At 44.2% G+C, this 24,452-nt stretch carries 23 protein-coding genes; 17 read left to right on the top strand and 6 right to left on the bottom strand.

The window, feature by feature from the left end:
• The first annotated feature begins 300 nt into the window (after positions 1–300).
• A complete protein-coding gene (locus NSQ57_RS17910; protein WP_023989797.1) occupies positions 301–1,038 on the top strand; it encodes a cyclase family protein in 738 nt (245 codons plus the stop codon).
• A 161-nt stretch (positions 1,039–1,199) separates the two neighbouring features.
• Here NSQ57_RS17910 and NSQ57_RS17905 read toward each other — a convergent pair whose 3' ends face one another.
• On the bottom strand, positions 1,200–1,613 hold the full coding sequence (locus NSQ57_RS17905) for a DUF4183 domain-containing protein (protein ID WP_013311418.1): 414 nt from the start codon (positions 1,611–1,613) through the stop codon (positions 1,200–1,202).
• 446 nt (positions 1,614–2,059) lie between these two features.
• Between NSQ57_RS17905 and NSQ57_RS17900 the strand changes: the two genes are divergently transcribed.
• Positions 2,060–2,701 carry a DUF4183 domain-containing protein gene (locus NSQ57_RS17900; protein WP_080658569.1) on the top strand — a complete coding sequence of 214 codons (642 nt, stop codon included), beginning with the start codon at positions 2,060–2,062 and terminating at the stop codon, positions 2,699–2,701.
• On the opposite strand, the gene NSQ57_RS17895 is transcribed toward NSQ57_RS17900, so the two are convergent.
• Positions 2,679–2,858 (bottom strand): hypothetical protein, encoded by a 180-nt coding sequence (locus NSQ57_RS17895; RefSeq protein ID WP_238437886.1) that lies wholly within the window; start codon positions 2,856–2,858, stop codon positions 2,679–2,681. The genes NSQ57_RS17900 and NSQ57_RS17895 overlap by 23 nt on opposite strands.
• 282 nt (positions 2,859–3,140) lie before the next feature.
• Between NSQ57_RS17895 and NSQ57_RS17890 the strand changes: the two genes are divergently transcribed.
• Entirely contained in the window at positions 3,141–3,725 is a 585-nt protein-coding gene (locus NSQ57_RS17890; protein ID WP_209949784.1) for a TetR/AcrR family transcriptional regulator, read from the top strand.
• A 74-nt stretch (positions 3,726–3,799) separates the two neighbouring features.
• Positions 3,800–4,381 (top strand): NAD(P)H-dependent oxidoreductase, encoded by a 582-nt coding sequence (locus NSQ57_RS17885; protein WP_029515630.1) that lies wholly within the window; start codon positions 3,800–3,802, stop codon positions 4,379–4,381.
• 145 nt (positions 4,382–4,526) lie between these two features.
• On the opposite strand, the gene NSQ57_RS17880 is transcribed toward NSQ57_RS17885, so the two are convergent.
• Together NSQ57_RS17880 and NSQ57_RS17875 are read right to left on the bottom strand one after the other, a co-directional pair.
• Positions 4,527–4,856, bottom strand: coding sequence for a hypothetical protein (locus NSQ57_RS17880; RefSeq protein WP_029515629.1), 330 nt, complete (start codon positions 4,854–4,856; stop codon positions 4,527–4,529).
• Between the two features lie 215 nt (positions 4,857–5,071).
• Positions 5,072–6,265 (bottom strand): glycoside hydrolase family 5 protein, encoded by a 1,194-nt coding sequence (locus NSQ57_RS17875; RefSeq protein ID WP_342425107.1) that lies wholly within the window; start codon positions 6,263–6,265, stop codon positions 5,072–5,074.
• Between the two features lie 378 nt (positions 6,266–6,643).
• Between NSQ57_RS17875 and NSQ57_RS17870 the strand changes: the two genes are divergently transcribed.
• The 10 genes from NSQ57_RS17870 (at position 6,644) to NSQ57_RS17825 (ending at position 17,562) form a co-directional block, all read left to right on the top strand.
• The gene (locus tag NSQ57_RS17870) at positions 6,644–7,666 is read left to right on the top strand and encodes a substrate-binding domain-containing protein (protein ID WP_029515627.1); all 1,023 of its coding nucleotides are present in this window, start codon (positions 6,644–6,646) and stop codon (positions 7,664–7,666) included.
• A gap of 320 nt (positions 7,667–7,986) precedes the next feature.
• Complete coding sequence (locus NSQ57_RS17865) at positions 7,987–9,237, top strand: PTS ascorbate transporter subunit IIC (RefSeq protein WP_342425106.1); 1,251 nt, start codon at positions 7,987–7,989, stop codon at positions 9,235–9,237.
• Positions 9,238–9,312: 75 nt separating this feature from the next.
• Positions 9,313–9,654 (top strand): cupin domain-containing protein, encoded by a 342-nt coding sequence (locus NSQ57_RS17860; RefSeq protein ID WP_165149587.1) that lies wholly within the window; start codon positions 9,313–9,315, stop codon positions 9,652–9,654.
• A 119-nt stretch (positions 9,655–9,773) separates the two neighbouring features.
• Positions 9,774–10,217: a HEAT repeat domain-containing protein gene (locus NSQ57_RS17855; protein WP_029515623.1), complete on the top strand. Its 444-nt coding sequence runs from the start codon at positions 9,774–9,776 to the stop codon at positions 10,215–10,217.
• 166 nt (positions 10,218–10,383) lie between these two features.
• The gene (locus NSQ57_RS17850) at positions 10,384–11,376 is read left to right on the top strand and encodes a Gfo/Idh/MocA family oxidoreductase (protein ID WP_340956457.1); all 993 of its coding nucleotides are present in this window, start codon (positions 10,384–10,386) and stop codon (positions 11,374–11,376) included.
• A 297-nt stretch (positions 11,377–11,673) separates the two neighbouring features.
• On the top strand, positions 11,674–13,434 hold the full coding sequence (locus NSQ57_RS17845) for a sensor histidine kinase (protein ID WP_029515621.1): 1,761 nt from the start codon (positions 11,674–11,676) through the stop codon (positions 13,432–13,434).
• Positions 13,435–13,436: 2 nt separating this feature from the next.
• Entirely contained in the window at positions 13,437–14,237 is an 801-nt protein-coding gene (locus NSQ57_RS17840) for a response regulator (RefSeq protein ID WP_165149581.1), read from the top strand.
• 136 nt (positions 14,238–14,373) lie between these two features.
• Complete coding sequence (locus tag NSQ57_RS17835) at positions 14,374–15,717, top strand: extracellular solute-binding protein (RefSeq protein WP_165149579.1); 1,344 nt, start codon at positions 14,374–14,376, stop codon at positions 15,715–15,717.
• A gap of 26 nt (positions 15,718–15,743) precedes the next feature.
• Positions 15,744–16,625, top strand: coding sequence for a sugar ABC transporter permease (locus NSQ57_RS17830; protein WP_039273005.1), 882 nt, complete (start codon positions 15,744–15,746; stop codon positions 16,623–16,625).
• A 55-nt stretch (positions 16,626–16,680) separates the two neighbouring features.
• Positions 16,681–17,562 carry a carbohydrate ABC transporter permease gene (locus NSQ57_RS17825; protein ID WP_039273008.1) on the top strand — a complete coding sequence of 294 codons (882 nt, stop codon included), beginning with the start codon at positions 16,681–16,683 and terminating at the stop codon, positions 17,560–17,562.
• A gap of 476 nt (positions 17,563–18,038) precedes the next feature.
• On the opposite strand, the gene NSQ57_RS17820 is transcribed toward NSQ57_RS17825, so the two are convergent.
• Positions 18,039–18,461 (bottom strand): hypothetical protein, encoded by a 423-nt coding sequence (locus NSQ57_RS17820; protein ID WP_340932874.1) that lies wholly within the window; start codon positions 18,459–18,461, stop codon positions 18,039–18,041.
• 4 nt (positions 18,462–18,465) lie between these two features.
• Complete coding sequence (locus NSQ57_RS17815) at positions 18,466–21,654, bottom strand: contractile injection system protein, VgrG/Pvc8 family (RefSeq protein ID WP_340956456.1); 3,189 nt, start codon at positions 21,652–21,654, stop codon at positions 18,466–18,468.
• Between the two features lie 376 nt (positions 21,655–22,030).
• Here NSQ57_RS17815 and NSQ57_RS17810 point away from each other — a divergent pair, with 376 nt between their 5' ends.
• The 3 genes from NSQ57_RS17810 to NSQ57_RS17800 all read left to right on the top strand — a co-directional run bounded on the left by NSQ57_RS17810 (position 22,031) and on the right by NSQ57_RS17800 (position 24,305).
• Positions 22,031–22,993: a YafY family protein gene (locus NSQ57_RS17810; RefSeq protein WP_340886138.1), complete on the top strand. Its 963-nt coding sequence runs from the start codon at positions 22,031–22,033 to the stop codon at positions 22,991–22,993.
• 109 nt (positions 22,994–23,102) lie between these two features.
• Positions 23,103–23,729: a type 1 glutamine amidotransferase family protein gene (locus NSQ57_RS17805; protein WP_318627503.1), complete on the top strand. Its 627-nt coding sequence runs from the start codon at positions 23,103–23,105 to the stop codon at positions 23,727–23,729.
• A 51-nt stretch (positions 23,730–23,780) separates the two neighbouring features.
• Complete coding sequence (locus NSQ57_RS17800; RefSeq protein WP_342425105.1) at positions 23,781–24,305, top strand: VOC family protein; 525 nt, start codon at positions 23,781–23,783, stop codon at positions 24,303–24,305.
• Positions 24,306–24,452 lie beyond the last annotated feature (147 nt).

Genomic DNA, 24,452 nt, shown 5'->3' with positions numbered 1-24,452 from the left:
TCATACTTCGTGTTCCAGTATTTGTTAATATAATAAAAGTTACATACTAAAATTTTTGTCGAATTTTTTATATAATTCAATAGCCCCCTACTTTTTCCAATCAAGACGTATATGTAATAATGAAAACGTTAACAATCACACGGAATAGGAAATGTATATATGAATATATGGAATTGTTTTTGTGTTTTTTCTCAAAATGTTAACGATTTCAATCTATACATTCTGGAAGGTCGATTTATAGATTTTTGCAGAATCCTCAGGTAAAATGGCTTGTAATAAAGCTGAGGAGGAATGGGCATCATGGCAGAGCATTTAGCAGATATCTTGAAGTTGTTGAAGCAAAAAGAGTGGGTAGATTTGTCCCACGCTTTTTATCCTGAAATCCCTCATTTTCCAGTATTCGATAATGTTCAGGTGGATACCCTGTTTACCCACGACGATGGCTTTTTTGTAAAACAATACTGCTTTCCAGGTCAGTATGGGACTCACATTGATGCACCCGTTCATTTTGTGAAGGGCAAACGTTACTTGCATGAGCTTTCATTGAAGGAGCTGGTTTTGCCGCTCGTTGTCATTGACCGTTCAGCAGCCGTTGCAGCCAATTCTGACTATGAACTTACGGTTGCGGATATTTTGGACTTTGAGAAAGAGCATGGACGCATTGCTGATCAGTCCTTTGTCGCTTTTCGCAGTGATTGGAGCAAACGTTGGCCTGATTCAGATGCCTTCTCGAACAAGGATGACGCCGGAGATGCACACTGTCCGGGCTGGTCGCTAGAGGCGCTACGCTTTTTGGTAGAAGAACGAAATGTGGCTGCCATTGGACATGAAACGCTAGATACGGATTCTTCTGTAGCTTATCGCAAAGCTGGCAAGCTGGTAGGGGAATATTACATATTGGAGCAGGATCGGTATCAAGTTGAGGTGCTGACAAATTTGGACAAGTTGCCCCCGACGGGCGCGGTCATATATAATATCGTTCCGAGCATTCAAGATTCCCCCGGATTTCCAGTGCGCTCCTTTGCTATTTTGCCTTAATCATACAGTACCCAGTCATTTGAAAACGATTGTATATTCATCTTGAGCTTAAAAGACCGATTCAGATATCGACATCTGAATCGGTCTTTTCTAGCTTATACGGGGAATGTACAGCCTGAATGACCGTTCAGTCCATCTTTGAATCAACATGATGAAACATCTTAAGTGATAATCGTTACGGTAGGGGCAGAGATGGTGGGCTGAGTTGATATGGTGGAGGTTGTGCCGCTAAAATCAGATATTTCTATGACAGCGGGGACACCTGGTGTAATATCTACAGAGGCAATGACCAGACTTGCCGTGGTCAGGGTGAATAAGGAGCTCTGCTGAATAACTCCATTAATATAATAATTAGCAGAATCAGTAGCCGTTAATGTTGGTAAAGCAACAACGGGAGCGTCGGCGTCATCTACGAAGCTTGCAGCAGGAATAGTTGTTGTTGTTGCTCCGATCATCCCGGCTGTAATTGTTGCAAAAAAACGAGTCACGGCTGGGGTTACAGTCGTGCTTATGGCACCACCAGTTGCTACGGGAGCAGTAGCTACTGCTGTGTACACAGGTTTTATGATGGGCATAGTTTTCATCTCCTTTCTTTACTGGTATGAGCCATTCGGTGGCTCTTAATCAATAAATGATTTCTCAACCTATTCGGAAACGGCATATTAACCTTTCTATTAATAATAGGGTGAATGGAGAAGGCCTATTTTGCTACAAATACAGATGGAAGCGAATACTTGGAATCGGCATCCTACAAATGCCTAAAACCCTAAAGAGGGATATGCATACAATACATAAATAAGCATGTGAGAAGGAGGTGTACACGACTGGTATGAGGAGACGCGATTCATCACTAAGAAGGCAAGGAAAAAGAACCGTACATTGCAAGATCAACAAACGTAAAAAGTGTAAAACAAGTTATTCACTCAAAGGTAGAACAAAAACGGGGTTCCATGCCAAAAAGCATCCAAAGCTAATCATGCAACGGAGATGTAGAAATGCTCCTACCAAGCGGAGGCGGAGAATGGGCAAGACGGGAAAGCCGGGTGTTCCAGGTTCGGCAGGAGCACAGGGTATTCCTGGTTTGACAGGGAAGCAAGGCGAAGCCGGGTTAACAGGGGTACAAGGTATTCCAGGTTTAGCAGGAGCACAAGGCATACCGGGAACTGCGGGAACACCGGGAGTCCAAGGAATACCAGGAATACAGGGTCCAGCAGGAACACGGGGAGCGCCAGGTCCGGCTGGCGTCCAAGGTAGTTCAGGTGCAACAGGTGCACCCGGCCCTACTGGAGCACAGGGCATAGCGGGCCCAACCGGAGCCCAAGGAATAACAGGCCCAACCGGTCCGGCAGCTGACATTTCAAATATTGAAATTATACCCATAGCCGAGCGATATTTTTATTTTGCACCTGCTACAATTGAGTCTTCAATCACGATTATGGCGGATCAATTTTCTGTAGATGGTGTACAGGAGCCCTTTCAGCGGTTTAATGTCGGAAGCAACAGTTATGCCAATCTATACATTAATGGAATGATACAAGAAAGCACATTGTATAGACTGACACCTGAATCGCTGACGATTCGCCTTAACGAAGGGGAGGCAATTTCCTCCGGCACACCTATTATTGTGGAAATTGTTCAATTTAGTGTGCGAGCCAGTGGATGATACTGTTCGCGGTGAGGCAACCCAGAGGCAGATACAGCTGTTTTTGGGGCAACGAGCCTTTGCGTCCGACATGCCAAAGCTGAAGACCGGCCTTGGAGCTTTGGTTATGGATGGCGTGCACGACTTTTTGCAGCGGGGAAATGTGCTCGTCGCTCATATGCCAAGACTGCCTGAGTCTTTTCCCTGCTGGGTGACTGCATGCACCTTAAGCATAATGAGTCCCGCCTGCCCGAGCGCCCGTTTTATTCGATTACATATCTATTTTATATGAATAAAATGTGGCGATACACGTATCATTAATTGTATTTATGATCATTCACTTATAAAAACATGGTATTTAGGTTTAATACAATATATATCAAATGAAAGTATGAAGACAGAATGAGCCTGCATAAAAATATAATTTGCATTTTAGTTAGTTATCACTTACTATAATTTTATGAACAAGAAAACACATATAGACAGCAAAAAGAAAGATATTCTGCAGGCAGCGATGTGCTTATTTGCAACCAAAGGAATTGACGGGATTTCAGTCAAAGAAATTGGAGAGGCTGCCGGTGTGACGGATGCCGCGATTTATAAGCATTTTAAGAGTAAAGATGCGATGGCCTTGGAAGTATTTGGGCAGTATTGCAATAGCTACACCACCTTAATTGACTTCTATCGCAAGCAGAGTGGGAACTTCGTTAGTCGTTTCCATCAACTGGTGGATGAAGTGCTGAATATGCATGATGAGGACCAGTATGGTTTGCTTCTACTATCACAGCATCATGAGCTGTATGTTGAAGCAAGCCAGAGCCAGAATGTGCGTCAGCCGCTGGAGGCGTTGACTGAATTCATCGAACAGGGGATTCAACAAGGTGAACTGCCGAAGCAGGATGCTAAGCTATCCGGTGTGCTCATCATTGGAGCTATTACACGCTTGTCCGTATCCAGCCTGGAAGGTGAACTTCCACAGCAGTTGGTTCCATTTGCAACAGAGGTCAAACAACGTTTAACAGCTTTATTAAGTAAAGGTCAGTAGTGACCTTTTCTTTTTAAATATAAAGTTAGTGTTTTCTAACTAAAATCATAATGTGAAGATAGGAAGTGGCTTATATGTCTAAAAAAATATTGGTGATTCAAGGGAATCCAGTCGCTGGCAGTTATGGAGAAGCGTTGGCTCAATCCTATGTAAAAGGAGCGAAGGCTGCAGGAGCAGAGGTTCGTTTGTTGCAGTTATCCGCGTTGGATTTTAACCCAAATCTATTAGGTGGATATCGTAATAAATTGCCGCTGGAACCTGATTTGATCCAAGCACAGGAGTCGATTAAATGGGCAGAACATCTTGTTTTTGTCTTTCCAATCTGGTGGGGCAGCTTGCCTGCATTAATGAAAGGCTTCATTGACCGTACCATTATGCCGGGGTTTGCGTTTAAGTATCAAAAAGGAAAATCCTTGCCTGACAAGCTTCTAAAAGGAAGAACAGCTCGCCTCATTACAACGATGGACGGTCCGCACTGGTACTACCGATTTTTCCAGGGACAGCCTGGGCATCGGATGATGAAGGATTCCACGCTGCATCTATGTGGTGTCAAACCAGTGCGTTCTACGACCATTGATCTTATGAATAAGTTATCGGATCAGCAGCGCAACGATTGGCTGAGCAAGGTGGAGCAGCTAGGTCGAAGCATGAGCTAGGTGTTCCCCTGACCCAAACCCATTGGCCTACAGGTAAACCATAGCGGTATCTGAGCATAATCGACCTGCGAGAAGGAAAAAGACCGCAATGGGAGCAACTAGCTCGCATTGCGGTGTTCGGAATAGCTTATGTTTGCAATCAACGTTAAATAAATATCGATGCAACGATTAAAATAAATCCGATCGCTAGACCGGCAGGGCCCCAATAATGCATAGGGATAAAAAACAGACTGTGCTGGGTTCCCATTCGATAGCGTTGTCCCGTTTCCATATCAACTAGCACTTTGTCCGAGTCGGAGTTGAGTGCTTTCCCCAAATACCAGATAATAACTCCCGACACAATGAACACAAAAGCCATTGGCAGCCGGGAATCTATGGAGTCAAGCCCTAGAGCGGATACTAAACTACCGACAATAACAAATAAAATCCCTGGAATAATAATATTTAAAATACCAAAACCCTTCCAAATAATCACATGAATACTTCCTTTCTAAATTAAAATCCAACATATGTATTTATCGGTTGAAAGAGAGATTTAGTTTACAAAATGACCCATTCAATGGGGAATTTACAATGTGTAAAACTGGAAGAACAAAAAAAGCCGTTTCTCCACATCTTCATAGCCCAGCATAATCTGGCCTGAAGGAGGAAAATCGGCTTTTTTAATTAAGTGAAGTTGAAGGCCTGTGCCTATTCGGCTGCGGCTTCCGCTTGCTGGGCTACGGAAACAACAGGCTTCATAATTCGACCCAGCATATCTTGCTTCGGACGATTCCAGGTAGTCCAGTCATCCAGCAGCAGACCGCCTGTGTCGCCGCTATTCGGATTCAGGGACCAGTACGTAAAGTACAGGTTGTTGGCACCAATATAGTCTACGAGTGCATTTTGCCATTTCCCCTCAGGAGTAGACAAATCAACATTACGACCGCCGAATTCACCGACCAGTACCGGAGCTATGTTTTGCTTGCTGATGTAGCCCCAGGTTTGATCCCAGATCGCAGGCAGGTTGGACGGGAAGGCCGGGTCGTTGAACCATGGCTGCGAAGACACACCGGGGCCGTAATCGTGTGGAGAATATACGACACGGTTCGGTACGTCCAGAACGACAGGATAGTTGGCTACACCTGTCAGGTTGCCACCCCACCAGTATTGGCTATTGCTGCCTTGTACATTGTGGTCTACACCTTCTACGAGAATCAGCCAATTCGGATTCACGGACAGAATCGCATTCCCTGCACGTTGTGCCGCCAGACGCCAGTCTGTGGAGGCATTGCCTGTACCCCAGCTTGCTTGACCGTGTGGCTCGTTGTGCAAATCCGCACCAATGACGGTGGGGTTGTTTTTATAACGGTCAGCCAACATTTTCCAGTCACTAATCCAGCGAGACTCAGGGTACTGGGATGTGTACCACAGCTCGGATTGCCCACCTGAGCCTGGACGGTGACGGTCAAGGATAATCTGAATACCGCGTTGTCCAGCTTTTTCGATCAGCTTGTCCATAATTTGAATCGGGTTTAATCCGACCAGATCAGGGTTTTTGTGATAATCAATACTGTCTGGACGGGAACTGGAATCGAACAACTGATTGCTGTAAGGCAGACGAATCAGATTGTAGCCTTCTTTCTTCACCTGATCCAGCATGTCGTCCATTGAGCGGCTCCACAGTCCATGCAAGGTGTAATTAGGAGTTTCCAGACCGAACCAGTTCAGGCCGTTAAATGCCGCTTCTTTCCCAGATTCGTCTACAATCTTGTTTCCTTGGGTGTGATAATATCCTTTCACACTGGCTGCATCTGCAGAAGCGGGTGTATAGCCATACAGTGTGAAGCCCATTACGAGGGAGGCAATGACGAAAAATGTTTTTCTTAATCCTTTTTTCTTCATAATTCTGCTTCCTCCTTTATTTAAAAGAATTTGTAACCGATTACATTTTCATTTTATGTTCAAATCTTCCATCAAACAAGTTCATAAAATTCGTATATTTCTAAGATTTCGTTCGAAATCAATAGATTTATAACAACGGATTATCAAGCTAAGTAGGAAAGTTCCTCTTGTAAAAGATTCGTGAAGGAGTTTCCACCCCGTATTTTTGGCCGCGCTTGTATATGAGGTAGAGGCACGCTCTAACTCTTCATTTATTATATTTTCCTGCTGTAAAAGAAGGTATATAATAAAGTGAAATTCACTTTACATACAGGTTGCAGAATATATATATTTGAAAATTAACATGCCTGACATGCAGAAAAAGAAAGGAGGGTAATTATGGTAACAACGATGAAGGAAGTGGCAGAACGTGCCGGGGTGTCGAAGAGTACAGTTTCGCAGTTTCTGCAAAAGAGATACAACTATATGAGTGAAAACACCAAGAAGAAGATCGAGCAAGCGATTGAGGATCTCAGTTATATACCCAATGAGGTGGCACGTAGTCTCAAGCAGAAGAAGACCTTCATTGTGGGGGTTATTTCTTCAACCATTTTATCGAGATTTACAACAGAAGTCGTGCGTGCCATTGAAGATGAATGCCAACTGGAAAATGTCCAGGTCATTGTCTGCAATACCGATGATGATTCGCTAAAAGAGAAAAAGTATGTCCAGTCGATGATTGCTCGGCAAGTGGATGGACTTATCATTTTCCCGACGGAAGAGAACAAGAAATTATATGTTTCCCTTGTCAAAAATGGCTATCCCTTCGTGTTTGTGGACCGCAAAATCGATGAACTCAGCGTAGATACGGTGCTACTGAATAATGAAAAGGCCAGCGAGCTTGCGGTTGAAGCACTCATTGAGCATGGTCATAACAACATTGGGATTATCACGTTCCCCTTAGGCAAAAAAGCGATCACCACACGAAGTGAGCGACTGTCAGGTTACCGAAATACGCTGGGTAAACATGACATACCCGTGAATGAAAACTATATCAAAAGCGGCAGGTTGGATGAAATGCCTAATCTGATTGGACAACTATTCCACATGGAGAACCCGCCCACCGCAATCATTGCTACGAATGACATGATTTTGGAGCAGGTGCTGATCTTTGCCAAAAATAATCATCTGACCATACCTAATGACTTTTCCTTGATTGGCATAGATGATGTATCCTTTGCGTCTTTTTATAATCCGCCGATCACAACCGTTTCCCAGCCGAGTTTTGAAATGGGGAAAAGGAGTGCCAGGCTACTGCTGGAGAAAATTGATCAAAAAGAACAGGATCATGAGGAGCTGTCAGAAATCATCCGTATGAATCCGGTCATCAACCACAGAGAATCGGTCCTAAAGCTGAACTGAATGTTTGAATAAGTCCTTTTCTTTTTTTTGAAAACGTTTTTATGAATTCTATTGTAAAAAGAAAATAAAGAGCTATAATGATCTTATGATTCGAGTCATGAATACCCTTTCATTTATGGTTGTCCTGAATTTAGTGATGATGGTGATTGAAGAGAGGGGAGGAATGGAGCTTAAGCGAATAATGTATGGAGTAATTTGTGATTTAATTCACAAAAAATGATTCTGCTTCTTTTTACATTCCCGGAAGGGAAATTTTTTTCGAGTATTACTAAATCGATTTAGTAAGAATGGAAAATAATAAAAGAAAGTCGGAGATCACTATGGAAATGTTTATGAGCATTATCAGGGAGCCATCCATCATTATCGCGATTGTGACATTACTCGGCCTTATATTCCAGAGGAAGAAAGTATCAGAAATCATTACGGGAACTACCCTTTCTTTCATGGGCTTCACCATGATCAAGGTCGGCGGCGGCATTTTAGGAGGCGTTCTCACTAACTTCAGCCAAATTTTTTCTTATGCGTTCAACCTTAAAGGTGTCGTACCCAGCAATGAAGCCATTATGGCACTGACCATTGATCAGATCGGGGCGGATGCTGCGCTCATTCTGCTCTTTTCCATGATCCTTAACATCGTGCTTGCACGTCTGACCAAGTTCAAGTACATTTATTTGTCTCTTCACTTGATTTTGTTTATGAGCTTTGTCGCTACAGCCGTTATGAAAGGTCTAGGTCTCAGTTCGCTGACTACGATCATCGTCGGTTCATTGGTCATTGGGAGCTATATGGCGGTGTTTCCTTACCTACTCCGGAATGCTAGCAAAAACATTATTAAATCGGATGATTATACGATTGCTCATGCTTCCATGACCTCTTACATTCTGGGCACCTATTTAGGGAAAGTGTTCGGCAACCGTGAAAATGACACCGAAAATGTAAAAATTAATGACCGCATCAGTTTTTTGCGCGACCCCAATGTTGCAACGACCTTGACGATGCTTGTGCTTTTGCTGGTATCCGGACTGGTTGCTGGTTCTGATTATGTCAGCAAATTATCGGATGGCAAAGAATATATCGTCTTTATCCTCGAACAGTCAGCTATTTTTGCTGCCGGCTTGTATATCGCAAAAGCAGGTGTTAAGCTGTTCACAACTGAAATTGTACCCGCTTTCAAAGGATTCTCCCAAGTGTTCGCACCTGGAGCAATCCCTGGTGTGGATGTTCTGGTACTGTTCGATAAATCACCCAATTCCGCGTTGGTAGGCTTCTTGGTCAGCTTCTTCACAGGCGTTGCCTGCGTCTTTCTTTTCCCGTTTGTCGGATTGCCTGTCATTGTGCCAGGGATCATGGCCTGCTTCCTCGCTGGTGGTGCAGCCGCGATATTCGGCAATTCCAGCGGTGGTTTTAGAGGAGCTGTTATTTCCAGTTGTCTTAATGGATTCTTGCTCTGTCTGCTACCAGCTCTCACTTTGCCGCTCTTTTCTTTTTTGGGTGCCGAAGGGGTGACGTTCGCCGATCCCGACTTTACCACCCTTTCTGGAGTACTTTGGCTTATTTTCCGCTGGTTTTAAACTAAATCGATTTATGAATTTTCCAAAAAATAACTTATCTAAATCATTTGTGCTTAAAAAGAGGAGGAATGATCCATGTTTTTTAACGACCAAGATATTCAAATTGATATCGTTGACAGTAATACCACCCGGAAAGTGCTAGCCCACAGCGACCAGCTTATGTATGTCAAAGTGATGTTTGCTAAAGCACAAATAGGGGAAATCCTGTTGCATAAGCATGTCCATGAACAAGTCACCTATGTAGTGAAGGGAAGTTTTAAGTTCATGATTGATGATGGCGAAACAAAGGAAGTGCAGACCGTCAAAGAAGGAGACAGCATCCATTTTCCATCCGATACTCTTCATGGCTGTATCCCACTGGAGGATGGCGGAATTCTGCTAGATGCATTTACACCAGCACGTGCAGATTTCCTGTAACGTCCGATCATTTCATTTTTATCTTTTTTTAGAAGAAGACCGGCAAGTATGTTATATTTAACAAACGGCAATCGTGATGAACAGTAATATAGTGATTTTTAGAAAAGGATGAGACAATTTTGGAAAACAACGAAACTCAGCAGGAATTTGCAGAAGTATATGAGCAGCTTAAAGTAGCTGCAAACCGAACCTCCGATTGGAAAACACGCCTAGCTGCGGTAAATGATCTGGGTGCATGGAAGAACCAGCAGACAATTGACTTGCTGACACATCGTTTAAATCATGATACGGTATATGCCGTTCAGGAAGCAGCTTACCGCAGACTTCAGGAATGGGGCGAGAATGTACAGCCGCCTGTGCGCAAAGAGGGTGAGCTTGTTAAGGGTCTGACGAAGATACTGGTGCGGATTAAAAAAAGCCTGCCAGCCGACCATACCTATAACGATTTTCGCGAGAAGCTGCACAAGATGAGAGTCGATATTTATGACATCTATGAAGGCGACAAGGGCGCTGAATTTGACCAGTGGCTGGAGCAAAAATGGGCTTCATTATCCACAAGGTAATTTCTGAACCCTGTAATTGTATGTATTTTAAGGATGGTTGCAGGTGATACAGACAGAGCCTTAACAAGGATAAGGGATTATCTTTGTTAAGGTTTTTTTATATATACTTCGGCAATAGGGTACGATGGGATCGGATTATTTTAGTGTGTACATGGGAGGGACTAACATGAGCAAGGCGAAGCTGTGTTTTATCGGGGCTGGCTTTCACGCTTCAACGAATATATATCCTGCTGTTATTGGGGCAGGTGCTGAAATTCAGGCGATTGCGACTAGAGATTTAAGCAGATCGAAGACAGCACTTCAGCGGTTTGGAAGTAGTGGCACACCTTATGACAATTACAAGGCTATGCTGGAGCAGGAAGACTGTGATGGAGTTGTCGTGATAGCACAAGCGGCAGATCATCCTTCGCTCGTACTAGACTGCATTAAGGCTGGAAAACATGTCTTTGTAGACAAGCCACTGGGTTGGAATGCCGAGGAAGCGGCCCAAATTGCAGATGCGGCAGAAGCAGCAGGCGTTGTGCTGATGGTTGGTTTCATGAAGCGCTACGCACCTGTATACATAAAGTTAAAAGAATGGATTGAGGGTGGCTCGCTTGGAGCCGCACGCTCATTTCAGGCAAAATTTCTCGTGGACAGTACCCAGTTTTGTAAAACTGGCGAAGACTTCATGAAGCTGGCGGCGGTTCATATGATCGACCTGGTACGTTATTTGTTCGGGGAAGTGGTACAGGTTACCGGATTTGCGAACGATAACGGTGAGTGTATTTCCCATACGATTGCCTTGAAATTTGAAAATGGTGTAGTGGGCAGCCTATACTTCGCAGGTATGACAGCATGGACACGCGAGAGTGAAGGGATTACGGTAACCTTTGACCACGGTTTTGCGAACGCGGATGAGGTGAATACACTGATCATTCACAAGTCGGAGAGTCATACAGAGCTTCCTTGGAAATCCCTTGCGGAAAATGATACGGTTCTGACACCATCAGCTTCCGCGATGTCGGGCGGATACCGTGATTTGTACTTGCGCGGTTTTGTCGGTGAAATTGCTCATTTCATGAACTGCTGCCAAGAAGGACGGACGCCTGATTCAAGTGGACGAGACAACGTGAAAACGATGGAGCTGTGCGACCGCATTTTGGCTGCCCTCCAATAGGATACCTATTTTATATCCAAGCTTCGGAGCCTGGACGGTACCTTAGTTTGGGTGATTTTAAAGAAGCTTCGGTTTAACTGGTCAGTAGATGGCTCCTGCATGTGTCGGGAGTCATTTTTTTTAATAAGTATCGTTATTACGTGTTATTGTCGAACATAATGATTCCAGAGATTGCTGTCCATTTTGATATAATCTCTGCTGAAAATATGCCAACAAAGGAGAATGATGCGCTAGAATAGAAAATAGAAAGCGTTCTCATTATCTACTTTTCTGCGATGGCTCAGGGGGAGATGGCATATGCGTTTAAGGTACCAACCATTAAACACATTACGTAATCAGATTTTTATCGGATTTATACTGGTGATGCTTATTATGATGAGTGTAGCGGGGGCGTTCATTTATCTCAATGTGTCTCACCTGTTAAAAGACAGTGCCGAGCGACATATTGGTCAAACTGCGGTACAAGCAAGCGGTAGGCTGGATGCATTAATCGGCCAGATGGACAGTTTGACGGAGCAGGTCGCTAATCACCCGTCTGTTCAGCATATTTTGCTGGAGGAGCGCAACGGGGGCAAGGTGAATTTTGGACAGCGTCAATCCCTACTGCAAGTGATGCATAGCTATCAGGCATATATGCCGAGTGTCGGCTCACTGGAACTGTATACTGCTGAAGGGAAGATGTTGTTTCCGATTAGAGAGGGCAGTCTGGAGGAACGTATCGGACAGGCAGACATCCGGGAAGCGAATCAGATGAAAGGAAGACTGGTCTGGATCGGCATTGATCCCGAGGACCCCAGGTCACTGCTAGCAATTCGGCAGGTCAGCTTGGTGGATCGCTGGTTCTCACGCGGAGGGTACCTCATTACCCGTATGGAGCGAAGTTATTTTGGACTGAATGGTGCGTCAGCAGTCAATGAAGAAGCGGATGAAACCATGCTGCTTGTAGATCGTCAAGGCCAGCTGCTGTCGGGTGAACCAATGAACCAGACGGATTTGTCAGGTGTACTGCACAGCAAGACACAGACGGTTCATATTGGGGAGCGGGAATATGTGAAGGCTGTTCAGCAGTCGGAGCGGACGGGCTGGTCGCTGCTGATCCTGATTCCGGTTAGCGTCGTCACAGACGGAATTACGGTTTTACGGACTACGCTTATCATTTCCGCGTCTCTTGGTGCCGTGCTATTCCTATTTATGTCCTTTATGTTGTCTACGTTGATTACAAGACCGATAGGTCACTTGATTCAGGCGATGCGTCGTTCACGGGAAGGGGCGTTGGCTCTGAATCCAGAACCGGCAGCAGCGGTCGAGCTGCGAGAATTGAACGCAGAGTACAATACGATGATTGTCGATATCAATGAATTGATCCATGTCATTTACGAGAAGGAGGTTTTACAAAGCCAGACCGAGCTTAAAGCTCTGCAGGCACAGATCAATCCGCATTTTCTTTTTAATACGCTGGATGCTTTCAACTGGTCGCTACAGGAGAAGGGAGAGGAGGAGCTTGCCGGGCTGATGGTGTCCATGTCGCGGCTGTTTCGTTATGTTATTGAACCGGCTCACCATGACTCTTGGGTGACCCTCGGGGAAGAAATGGCGCAAATCCGTCGTTATCTGGAACTGATGGAGATGCGTCTGGGGGAACGTCTGAGCTGGCAAATTCATATGCCTTCAGAGGCAGCCAGAATTCCGCTTCCTAAACTGCTGATCCAGCCTATTCTAGAGAATGCTATTTTGCATGGTGTGGAAAATCGCATCGGCAACGGCCGTGTTGAAATCAGTGTCACTCCTTCGACCAGACCGGGGTGGACCAGGATCGCGGTCATAGATAACGGACCTGGAATGACAATGGAAGAACTTGCAGCTGTGCGTACAGCGTTGATGGGGGGAGCAGCCTGCGAGAGCAAGGGAACCGGTATGGGACTGGTTAATGTGCAGCGCAGGCTCGCTCTCTATTATGACAGCGCATCTTATCCAACGGACGGTGTGCTGATACATAGTGCTGAGCAGGAAGGAACGGTGGTCGCTTTTGAAATTCCTGATGAATATGGAGGGCGGTAGGAATGAGTGTTTCATCCAAAACCATTGTCATTGTAGACGATGAACAGCGAACACGTCAGGGGATACACCAGACACTGGAGCAATGGGCAGCCGGGAAATACCGGATTGTGACATTCGGTAATGGTTTGGAAGCACTAAATATACTGCGTGCAGAGACGGTTCATCTGTTGATTACGGATGTCCGGTTGCCGGAATTCAGTGGGCTGGATTTAATCCGCTCTCTGGAACGGGATTCACGACGACCAGCGACCATTGTCATCTCAGGCTATGCGGAGTTTGATTATGTCCAGCAGGCTCTTCGTCTGGGAGCCGTCAATTATTTGCTCAAACCGATTGATAAACAAGAGCTGCTGAATGCGGTCAATGAAGCGCTTCGGCTGGAAGAGGAGCGGCAGCGATACGAGAAGCTGGACAAGCTGGCTGACCCTGTTCTCCTAGAGCTTGATCTCCAGGCGGCTACCCTTAGTGATCCGGTACGACGTGCCTTCACCTTTATGGCGGAGCATCTTCACGAATCCATTACGATGGCGCAGACTGCCGCGCATTCACACCTGAATGCGAGCTATTTTAGTGTTTTATTCAAGGAGCAAAGTGGTTTGTCCTTCAGCGAATATCTGCATCGGCTGCGGATGCAACGGGCCAAGGAGCTACTGCTGCATACCCAATTGACGATTGCCCAAATCGGCGAACGATCAGGCTACCGAACAGATAAATATTTTATTAAAGTATTCAAAGCGACCGAGGGGATAAGTCCCAGCCGCTACAGGCAGCAGATGCGTACAGGGCCGGAGAATATCGACTGACAGTAGGCAGATCAAACCCAATAAAAGTGGAATTATACCCAATGAGCGTACCCTGTTGAAAGCAGGAATAGAATGCTAAACTTACAAATGATAACGGTTACAAAAAAATATAAATACAACAAACGGAGGTCTAACGATGTCCAACGAGTATGGTTTACGTAAGCGCTCACATCAAAAATGGTTTGCTGGGTTGACCCTGCTGCTGTCATTCATGCTGGTGTTATCCGGTTGCGGTGTTGGTAAAGATGGTCAAGGCGGTTCCAGTGGAGACGGGGGAAAGGTTACACTCAAAATGATGCACCTGTGGCCCGAGGGAAGTTCGGCACAGCAGAGCAAGCTAGTGACTCAGATTATAGATCAATACCAAAAGGATCATCCGAATGTCGTCATTCAGCAGGAAGTGCTGGAAAATGAACAATATAAAAACAAACTCAAAGTGCTGTCAGCTTCCAATGAATTGCCGGATATCGGCATCACCTGGGCAGCAGGCTTTATGGAGCCTTACGTTAAAGGTGGATTATTTACGCCGATGGATGACCTGCTGCAAGGTTCCAAGCTGAAGGACAAATTCGTACCGGGAACGACCGAAGCTTATGCGCTGAATGGCAAAACGTATGCGCTTCCGATTGAATTAAATATTACACCCATTTATTACAACAAAGCCATATTCCAAAAATACAATTTGAAGGTACCTGCGACATTTGACGAATTTAAGCAGGTTGTGAAAACACTTACGGATCATGGAGTAGCACCGATTGCATTGGGCAATAAAGACCGCTGGACCGGCTCGCTCTGGTATATGTATTTGGCGGACCGTATAGCAGGTAACGAAACGCTGAAAAAAGCGATTGACGGCTCAGGATCGTTCGATGACCCTGGTTTAATTCAGGCGGCCTCCGAAGTTCAGACGCTTGTGGATATGAATGCCTTTAACAAAGGATTTAACGGCTTGTCCAATGATGAGGGAAAATCCGAATTTATGAACAACAAAGCGGCTATGTATTTAATGGCTACTTGGGAATTGCCGAATTTTACGACCAATCCCGCAATCCCGCAAGCATTTAAAGATCAAATTGGCTTCTTTAAATTTCCGATGGTTGCAGGCGGTAAGGGCAACGAGAACAGTTGGGTAGGAGGTCCGGGAGTAGGTTTGTTTGTTTCTGAGAATTCCAAGGTGAAAGAAGAGGCCAAAGCGTTCGTTGAATACTTTGTAGTCAAATGGGGAGAACAATCGGTCACACAGGCGGGCGTTATTCCGGCGACGAAAGTGGACACCTCCAAAGAAAAATTGCCCAAGCTGTATGTCGATTTGCTGAACGGACTGAATCAAGCCAGCAGTATTACGTTGTTCGCCGATGTACAGATGAAGCCGAATGCAGCACAGGTACATTTGAATATGATTCAGGCGTTGTTTGGTAAAGCGGTGACACCGCAACAATTTGCCGACCAGCATAAGGCTGCCATCGAGAAAGGAAATTGAAATTGACCACCTAAGGAGGTCCAACCGTGGAAAAGGTCATGTCCAATAAGCTTGTCATTGCTCTCTATGTATTGCCTTCTCTACTGCTGTTATTCGCCGTGATCTATGTGCCCATCGTACTGACCGGCTATTACGGCCTGAATCAGTGGAATGGAATCGGCTCTATGACTTTTGTGGGGCTGGACAATTATCAACATTTGCTCACAGACAGTGCATTCTGGCAAAGTGCCTGGCATTCGCTGCTGCTGGCCTTGTTTTCAGGCATCAGTCTGATCGGTTATCTGGTCATTGCGATGATTTTGTCAGGAAAAATCAAGGGAGCGAATCTGCTGCGGAAAATTTATCTGATTCCCATGCTGTTGTCATCTGTAGCGATCGCACAGCTGTGGCTCAAAATGTATCATCCAACGAACGGAGTGTTCAATTCCATACTGGCTTCAGTCGGAGTCCACAATCCGCCTGAATGGTTAGCTAATCCGTCCTTGGTGCTGTTTGCTTTGTTCATCCCGATTATTTGGCAATATGCAGGCTTTTATATCCTGATCTATTATGCCGGGCTGAAAAACATTCCCGAAACGCTAATGGAGGCTGCCCGGATCGACGGGGCCAGTGCCTGGCAGATTGCGACTCGTATCAAATTGCCCCTGCTGCGCGAGGTGATTAACGTTACGATTATATTGTCCATTGTCGGCTCGCTCAAATATTTTGATCTCATCTACGTCATGACGGATGGTGGACCGAATGGAGCCAGTGAAGTGATGGCCTCTTACATGTACCACCAGGCATTCCGCAGCTTTGATTTTGGATACGGCAGTGCTACAGCCTTCGCCTTGCTGCTCATCTGTCTGATCGCTACGTGGCTGATCCGCAAGGTTACGGCTACTAGTGACACCATCCAGTATTCATAATACGGTCATGCAAATAGATGAGGGTAACAAAGGACAGGAAGAGGGAGGAACGGATATGAAAACCCAGGCAGCCGCCAACTATCCGCTTGGAGTCGCTACCCGCGGCAAAATGTTAACTCGGGTCGGTTATGCCGCTTTGTATATCATTTTAATCATCTTGGCGGTGACGCAGCTTTTACCGCTGGTGTGGCTGATGCTGTTCTCACTTAAAAATAATCAGGAAGTGTTTAACCTTCCGCCGTTTGCACTCCCGTCCCAGCCACATTGGGAGAACTATATGAATGTGTGGACCAGCGGCAATATCGGGAGGTATTTCTTCAATAGTGTGTGGATTACGGTCATATCTGTGGCAGTGACTGTGCTGCTAGCCAGCTTTGTAACGTTTGCCATTACGCGTATGCGGTGGAAAGGAAGTCAGCTGGTTCTCGGGCTCTTTATGGTCGGACTGATGATTCCAGTCCATTCCACCTTGATTCCGTTGTTCAGTATGTTTCTCAAACTGCATTTAACAGACACTTCACTCTCTATCATCCTGTCGTATGTTGCTTTTAATCTGCCGACAACGATGATGATCTTGCTGGGATTCTATTACGCCCTGCCCCGTGAAGTGGAAGAAGCGGCTGTTATGGACGGTTGCTCCGTCAACCGAATGTTCTTCCGGATTGTGCTGCCCATGACCACCCCCGTCATGGCAACGACGTCTATTATTAACATGATCTATAACTGGAATGAGTTTATTTTCGTGAATACGTTTATTAGTTCGGACGAAAACAAAACACTGACCGTCGGCGTTCAAAACTTTATTGGACAATATACGACCGACTGGGGAGCTATCGGAGCAACGCTGATGATCAGCATTTTGCCCATTTTGCTCGTGTTCCTCATCATGAGTGACCGGATTGTGGAAGGGATCGCAGCCGGGTCGGTTAAGGGGTAAAACAAATTCCCCAGGCTAGAATAGCACCCACTAGTGTAGACATTGGATCAAACCTCTTGGTTTGTCCGATGAATGCTAGGGGGTGCATTTTTTGTGCGGGTCTGGGTTGAGTTGAAGGAATATATAAATGAAGTATAAACTCCATAAATTTAAGCTTTTTCAGAAATTAAATGGAAAGCAAACGAACGTGTTGATATTTATTTACGGACCAATTGTGTGAATGGATCAGAGGTTATGATGTGGTTGGTAACCCTGATAGGGAGGAAGGGCAAGTTGTGTTATTCATATAGGAATTGGGATTCATTTTGCTAATTGACTGCTTATTTTTGGCATGAAAAAAGCACATTCCTACTCGTGTCTCAAGTTGGACTGTGCCTTTAAAGGGCTATCATGTTTGTGTTAAGATGTTGGTTTGCAAATCTGTTAATATTATAAATTAAATTTGTCCGAAGTTATTAGCAAGCTATTGACATGGCTTATTTGAATCTTTCCAAAGCATGATATGGATTCGAAATATTTTCACCAACTTCATCAATTGTTTCTATAATTTCGTTTAATATTAATTCGTCTATATCCTTATCTTGATTTATTGAATCTTTAATTTTTTGAAAGCAATTTTTCAGTCCGAGGTTTACAACAATTGAAAGAATGATATCTACATCATCATAAGAATCGGTATTCCATAACCTATAAAGAACCATATCTATACTATTTCTTACTTCACTTTCCAATAACTCGTAGGTCATAACTTGTCTATCTGTTAATTGGCTAAGAATTAATAAAAAATCCTTTTTCTCAATTTTACCAGTATTAAATTCATTCAATACGTTTTGAAACATCAATGCTAATGTTTCTGTTGGTAATACATCGGGTAATTTCTCAATTTCTTTAAGATTCATTTTTTTATTTCCCCTCTATTGGAATGTGAACTTCATTTAAGGATTGATTTTTAGTCCATGTTCCATCGGTTTTTAATTGTTTATTACCTATTTTTATTTGTGCAGTCCAACGTGTTCCTGATACTGACCCAGAGTACTTACTTGCAGCTATAGGATCTGGCGAATGCCATCGAATAATTGCCTTCTGTCCATCAGCCAGTAAAAATTCGTACTTTGCTCCATCTTTAATTGTACTTGTTGGAAAAAATGTGTTTGACGTATCTGGGGGGATCATAGATTCTAAATTGGATAAGCTAATTTCCCCATTTTTCAATAGATCTTGTGCTCCTTGTCTGGCCTGGTCTCTTGTTAAAGACTCTATAGAGGAATTTACAGGTCTAGTATTCTTCGATTTAACAATTTCTTTTTCCTTTTTTAAATATTCTTTTATATTTGAGGATTTTCTTGTATTTGTACTCTTGGCTACATTATATATGACCTTCTTTTGAATTTGATTATTTTTTTCTCTAGCTGCCTTGGAGGCAGTCTCCCGTAATGTTTTCCTTGCCTGTTGATCCTGTTGTTTATATTGGTTTTTCGTTGTTAACCTTTCATTTGGCTGTGGCTTGTAGCCTTTGGTTTCAAGAGTTTGGTTAATTTTTTGGGAAGCTACGTTTTCTGTAGCTTCTATTTGTTGTCTCGCTAATAATTCCTGGACTCTTACTTTTGCACTTACTCCAGAAGAAATATTAAAGAACCCTTTCCCTCTACCCAGTTTTGAGAGTATCCCCTTCAATTCTTTAGTATTGTCCATACCCCCTCGACCACCAACCATAAGAGGGTTTTCTATGGAAATAGCATAGAACATCCACTTTTTTTCTTCTTCGGTTATACCTTGCTTCCTAGTTTGCATGAAGAAATCATCATCTTCGGGATAATTATGTTTCCATTCACTATAGTATTGGACATCGGGTTTACCGTCACGAGTACGTACAACACCATCTTCTCCTCGATAACTCCCCGGTTTAAGTTTGGGCCTACGGTCTTCGGTATATATGTTCCTTCGATAATCCTGCCAGATCTTTTTGTAGTCTTCTTCTGTAAGCTCTGGTGGCGCAGCTTCTTTTTTCGCTTTAAGGGCTTTAGCTCTAGCTTCTTTTTCTGCTTTAAGAGCAGCTTCAGCCCTAGCTTTTTCTTGTTCTTTATATTCCCTCAGCATTCTATCTTTAACACTTTTAGGTACCTGTTGATAGGCATGAACCATGGTTTTCGATGTTGTCAGCAAGTTTTGGATCAGCTCTAATCGGCTGCCGGAATGTACTATTTGACGTGCGCTTGTATACACTTTCCCCAGAATCCATTTGCTATAGTAGGCATGTCTCGCTTGCTCATGTTCATACTGAGTAATTAACCCTTGTAATGCTAGACCAGCCAAGTGTTTCAACGGATGAATGCCGTTCCCCTTACTGCCTCCAACGGTAGGGGTTCCTTTGCTCCGAACAGGGATCGCTGCGGTTGCTTTCAGAATCACACCTCCTGCAGGTCCACTTAGCGCTCCTGCAACAACGCCAGCCACTTTTCCCATCACTGGAATAGAGCCTAATAGCTTGGACACCGTACCCATCAATGCATTCGCCTGTTTAAGTTCTGCTGGACTTGTGACTTTTGCTTTAGGGGTAGAGGCTTGGCTGCTAGATGAATCCTTAGCTGCTGACTGGGCTGCTTCATAGGCTTTGATGCTCATGAGTGGCGGCTCAGGCACAGGAGGGAGGTCGGCCACGAAAACAGGAGCTTTCACCGTACCTTCCTGATATATCACCGGAGCCTTGGTATCCGTCTCACCATCCAGTACCATGCTACTGGCTCCGCCTTTTAAATACAGTGCCATTCCAGCTTCAAGTGAAAGCTCCTTCCCAGCATCGAGCTTCACATGACCACCCTGAATCTGCACATTTCCCGGACTGTCAATGGTAATTCCGCTACCTTCATGCAGTGTAATGGAAAATTCACCGGAGGTGGATAGGGTCAGCTCCTGCTCAGACATTTCGACGCCGCTACCTTGCACATGTTGCCATACCTTCACATTTGGCTGTCCATTCGCGTGGCGTTGTTGTCGGAGCGAATCCGTGACATAGGCATCCTGTTCGCGGTGGGTAGGCAAATACAGTTCCACCTGTTCCCCGCTCTCAGGCATATCGTACCAGCCACTGTGTTCTTCCGCGACATAACGGGTGGCTACGGGAAACCAGCAGGCTTTGGCAGGATCTTGCTTCGGGTCAGTGTCCAGTTGAAGCTGTACAAAATCCTTCTGTACCTTGAGCACCGTTCCTGTCAGCGAAATCCCGGTGGCCGGGTCGTTTTCATACCGGGCATACCGGATATCCTGTTCGGCTTGAAGATCATAACGGGTACGCAGTAAGCCATCCGTTAGTGTGGTCACGGCTCGAACCACGACCAGTTCTTTGCCTTGTCCAATGGGTAATGTGATAAGGTCGCCCAGCGCATAGTATTGCAGACTTTCAATCATATAGGTGACATACGAGCCAGCACGTTCTCCCGGCTTTTCCGCATCCAGCTCATGGAGCGTTTTACGTACTCGATAAAATACATCCCGCTCTACCTTATGCTGCTTGCCTTCTGGCATGCCGAAGAAAACCTTGGGCGAAGCTGCGGTTATCTCTGGCACAAGTACGGAGCCAAAGCGAGAAGCGAGACGTTTTAAAAACGCCCAATCGGTCTCCTCATATTGTAAAACAAACGTCTCCAGTTTGGCATGGTCGCTTACCGTATCAATGGCATCTCCGTACTGATATTTTCGAACCAGCGCAGTGACTAGATCATCATAGGTGCGGTGAATATCTTGATAAGAGCGTCTTTTACGCTTAATATCCATCTGGTACGAATGGGAAGCGGCCTCTAGTTCAAACGTATACACGCCTCGCACACAATGTACGGATATACGTGTAACAATCCCATGGTACAATCTTCTCAGCGATTGTACCTGATCATTCAACTGACGAATCACAATAGGCTCTTGCTCCATATTTTGATCAATACAAGCTGCTCCCTGTTCCTCGGAGAGCAACCCACTGATATGTAAATAGGCATGATCGTTAATGGTACGTGTTATTTGAAGCTGATTGATGTGTAGTGGCTGAAAGGGACCATAAAAGCGTAGGCTTTCATATCCGATCCCATCTGATAATACGCTCAAGTGAGTTCATGACTCCTTTCTAGATGCGATGGGTATTTCCAAGTAAAGCACATCAACTTAAATCACCTTGATTATCGAGCAGCAGATGAGTACAACTGTGAGTCAAGATAGATATGTAATGTATTACGGTGGTCGTTTGGATTAAGAAAAGAGAGGTGATATTTAATAAACAACCCAGCATATGTATTTATCGGTTAAAAGAGAGAATTAGTTTACAGAATGACCCATTCATTATGGTATTTACTATGTGTAAATCTGGAATTGGAAGATATGAGAGGGACGTATAAAATGGAAAAAAGCATATAATAGGTGGTAAGAAGAGTACAAAGAGTTATTTATAAAGATTGAGTTTTAATGAGAGAGGAGGGTTCATGTTATGCCAAAAAACGATAATATGCTGGCCATTCTATGGATGTTGAATTCGGGTGTAAAAATGACCGCAAAACAAATATCCGAAAAGTTAGAAATAAATATAAGGACAGTTTATCGGTATATTGATGCTTTATGCGCCAGTGGAGTGCCTATAATATCCGACACGGGCCATAATGGCGGGTATAGCTTGCTGAATAATTTTATTAGAGCACCTTTACTATTTGATATGGAGGAGAAAAAGGCACTCCTTCATGCTGCTGTTTTTGCAAAAGAAGCTGGATACCCTTTGAGTGAGGCATTAAGCAGTGCGACATCAAAATTGAAAATGTATTCGAATCAGGAGCAGGAAAGTATACTTAGCCGTCATTTAGCCGGATTTGAAGTGATAAATCGCATGGGAGAACCTTCTCTTCAGCCGATATTGGCAGAATTGGAGCAGGCTGTAGCCAATGAATTCTCTGTAGAAATGGATTATCGCACAAGCCATGAAGAACAACCCAAGAATAGGGTGATAGACCCCTATGGAATGGTTTACTGGAACAGTAAATGGTATACTGTTGCTTTTTGTCACCTACGGAATGAGATCCGTAGCTTTCGGGCAGATCGGATTTTACAAATCAAGCGTACTCCAATCCTATTTAAGCGTCCTGAGGCTTTTTTGGCTCGTGAATTTTTTATGCAAAATCTGTTGCCTGATTTAGTAGGCAAAGACGGTTTAATTTCTTTAATGATCGAAGGCAGGTCGGAGGCATTGGATGACTTATGTCTGCATTGGTTTTTGGGGCATCATCTGAAAGAGCGCACATCCAATCAAGCCATCTTTTTGCTTGAGGAAAAATCACTTCATACCTATGTCCCTTATTTGCTCCTAACCTACGGGAAATCTATTCAAGTCATCGAACCACAGAGTTTGAAGAAAAAGCTTGTCGCTGTTGCGTCGGAGTTAATGGAATATTATCAGCGCTAAAAGCTTCACTGACAGCAGATGTCAGTGAAGCTTTTTTATAATGAGGATAATCACGGATTACCGAGGGTTGGTATCACTTGATAAATTATAAAATAAGGAGAACCTGTGAATGAATAGTACGGTATATCTGTATGTATTTGACACTATGGCAGACTGGGAGATTGGTTACTTAACTGCCGAACTGAACTCGGGGAGATATTATAAAAAGGGGCTGTCCCCATCCAAAATTGTTACCGTGGGACTGGAAAAGACTCCTGTAACTACCATGGGCGGATTGACAATACTGCCTGACATCAATCTGGATGAGTGCAGTATTGAAAGCACAGATGCATTGATTTTACCCGGTGGAAATACATGGACAGAAACCATTCATCAACCGATTTTAAAAATCGCTGAGAGGTGCTTAGAGGAAGGGATATGGGTTGCTGCGATTTGTGGTGCGACCATGGGACTTGCCCAGGCAGGATTACTGAATTCACGTTGGCATACAAGCAATGATCTGGAATACCTCAAAATGATCTGTCCCACCTACACGGGCGAAAAGTATTACAAAATGGAGTCTGCTGTAACCGATGGAAAACTAATCACTGCATCTGGAACAGCTCCTTTGGAATTTTCCGTACACGTCTTGAAAGCTCTGGGTGTGTTTTCTTCTAAGACATTAGAAGCCTGGTATAGTCTAAATAAGACTCGTGCATCCAAATATTACTATGAGTTGATGAATTCAATCCAATAAAGGAATAAGCATAAAACTGAACTGTTACGATCATTTAAAGGAGGAGTCAAAATGACTGAAAGCAGAGAATATATGGGAGTGTCAGGTAAATATACAAAGAAGGGGATGCCCAACGGCTTTACATCTATTACCCCTTTTATTACAGTGAAGAATCCTTCTGAAGCAATAGAGTTCTATAAAAGTGTTTTCAATGCAAGGGTTAAGGATATTACTGAATTTCCTGATGAGAATGGCAATAAAATCATTGTTCATGCTGAATTAGATTTTGGAAATGGTTTTTTGCAGCTGGGGGCAGCGAATCCGACATATCAATTGGTCTTGCCGCCAGATGGAGACAATGCGTGTTATTCTTTCGGAATTTACGTAATGAATGTGGATCAGGTCATTGAAAATGCGGTAGCAAGAGGAGCGAAAGTAAGGGAACCCGTTACAAACTTTGTTTCAGGTGATCGATTCGGAAGTATACTGGATCCTTGTGGAGTAAGATGGTCTATTATGACCAGAATCGAGGATTTGTCAGAAGAAGAAAGCAGTCGTAGGGTTGCTGAATGGGCCAAAAGCTTGAGTGGAGAATAAATGCAATCACATTTTTGGTGAAATTATTAAAAGTGTCTATCTGCTGAAATGATGTTAAGGAAAGATTGAAGATAGAATGCATTGGTAATTTGTTCTTCAATGAGGTTCTAGTTGATAATGACTCTATTGCACAAATTTGTATAGGGA

It is taken from the genome of Paenibacillus sp. FSL L8-0502 (assembly GCF_038593055.1).
GTDB classification, from domain to species: domain Bacteria; phylum Bacillota; class Bacilli; order Paenibacillales; family Paenibacillaceae; genus Paenibacillus; species Paenibacillus polymyxa_D.
This window is presented reverse-complemented; position numbering and strand designations above follow the sequence as displayed.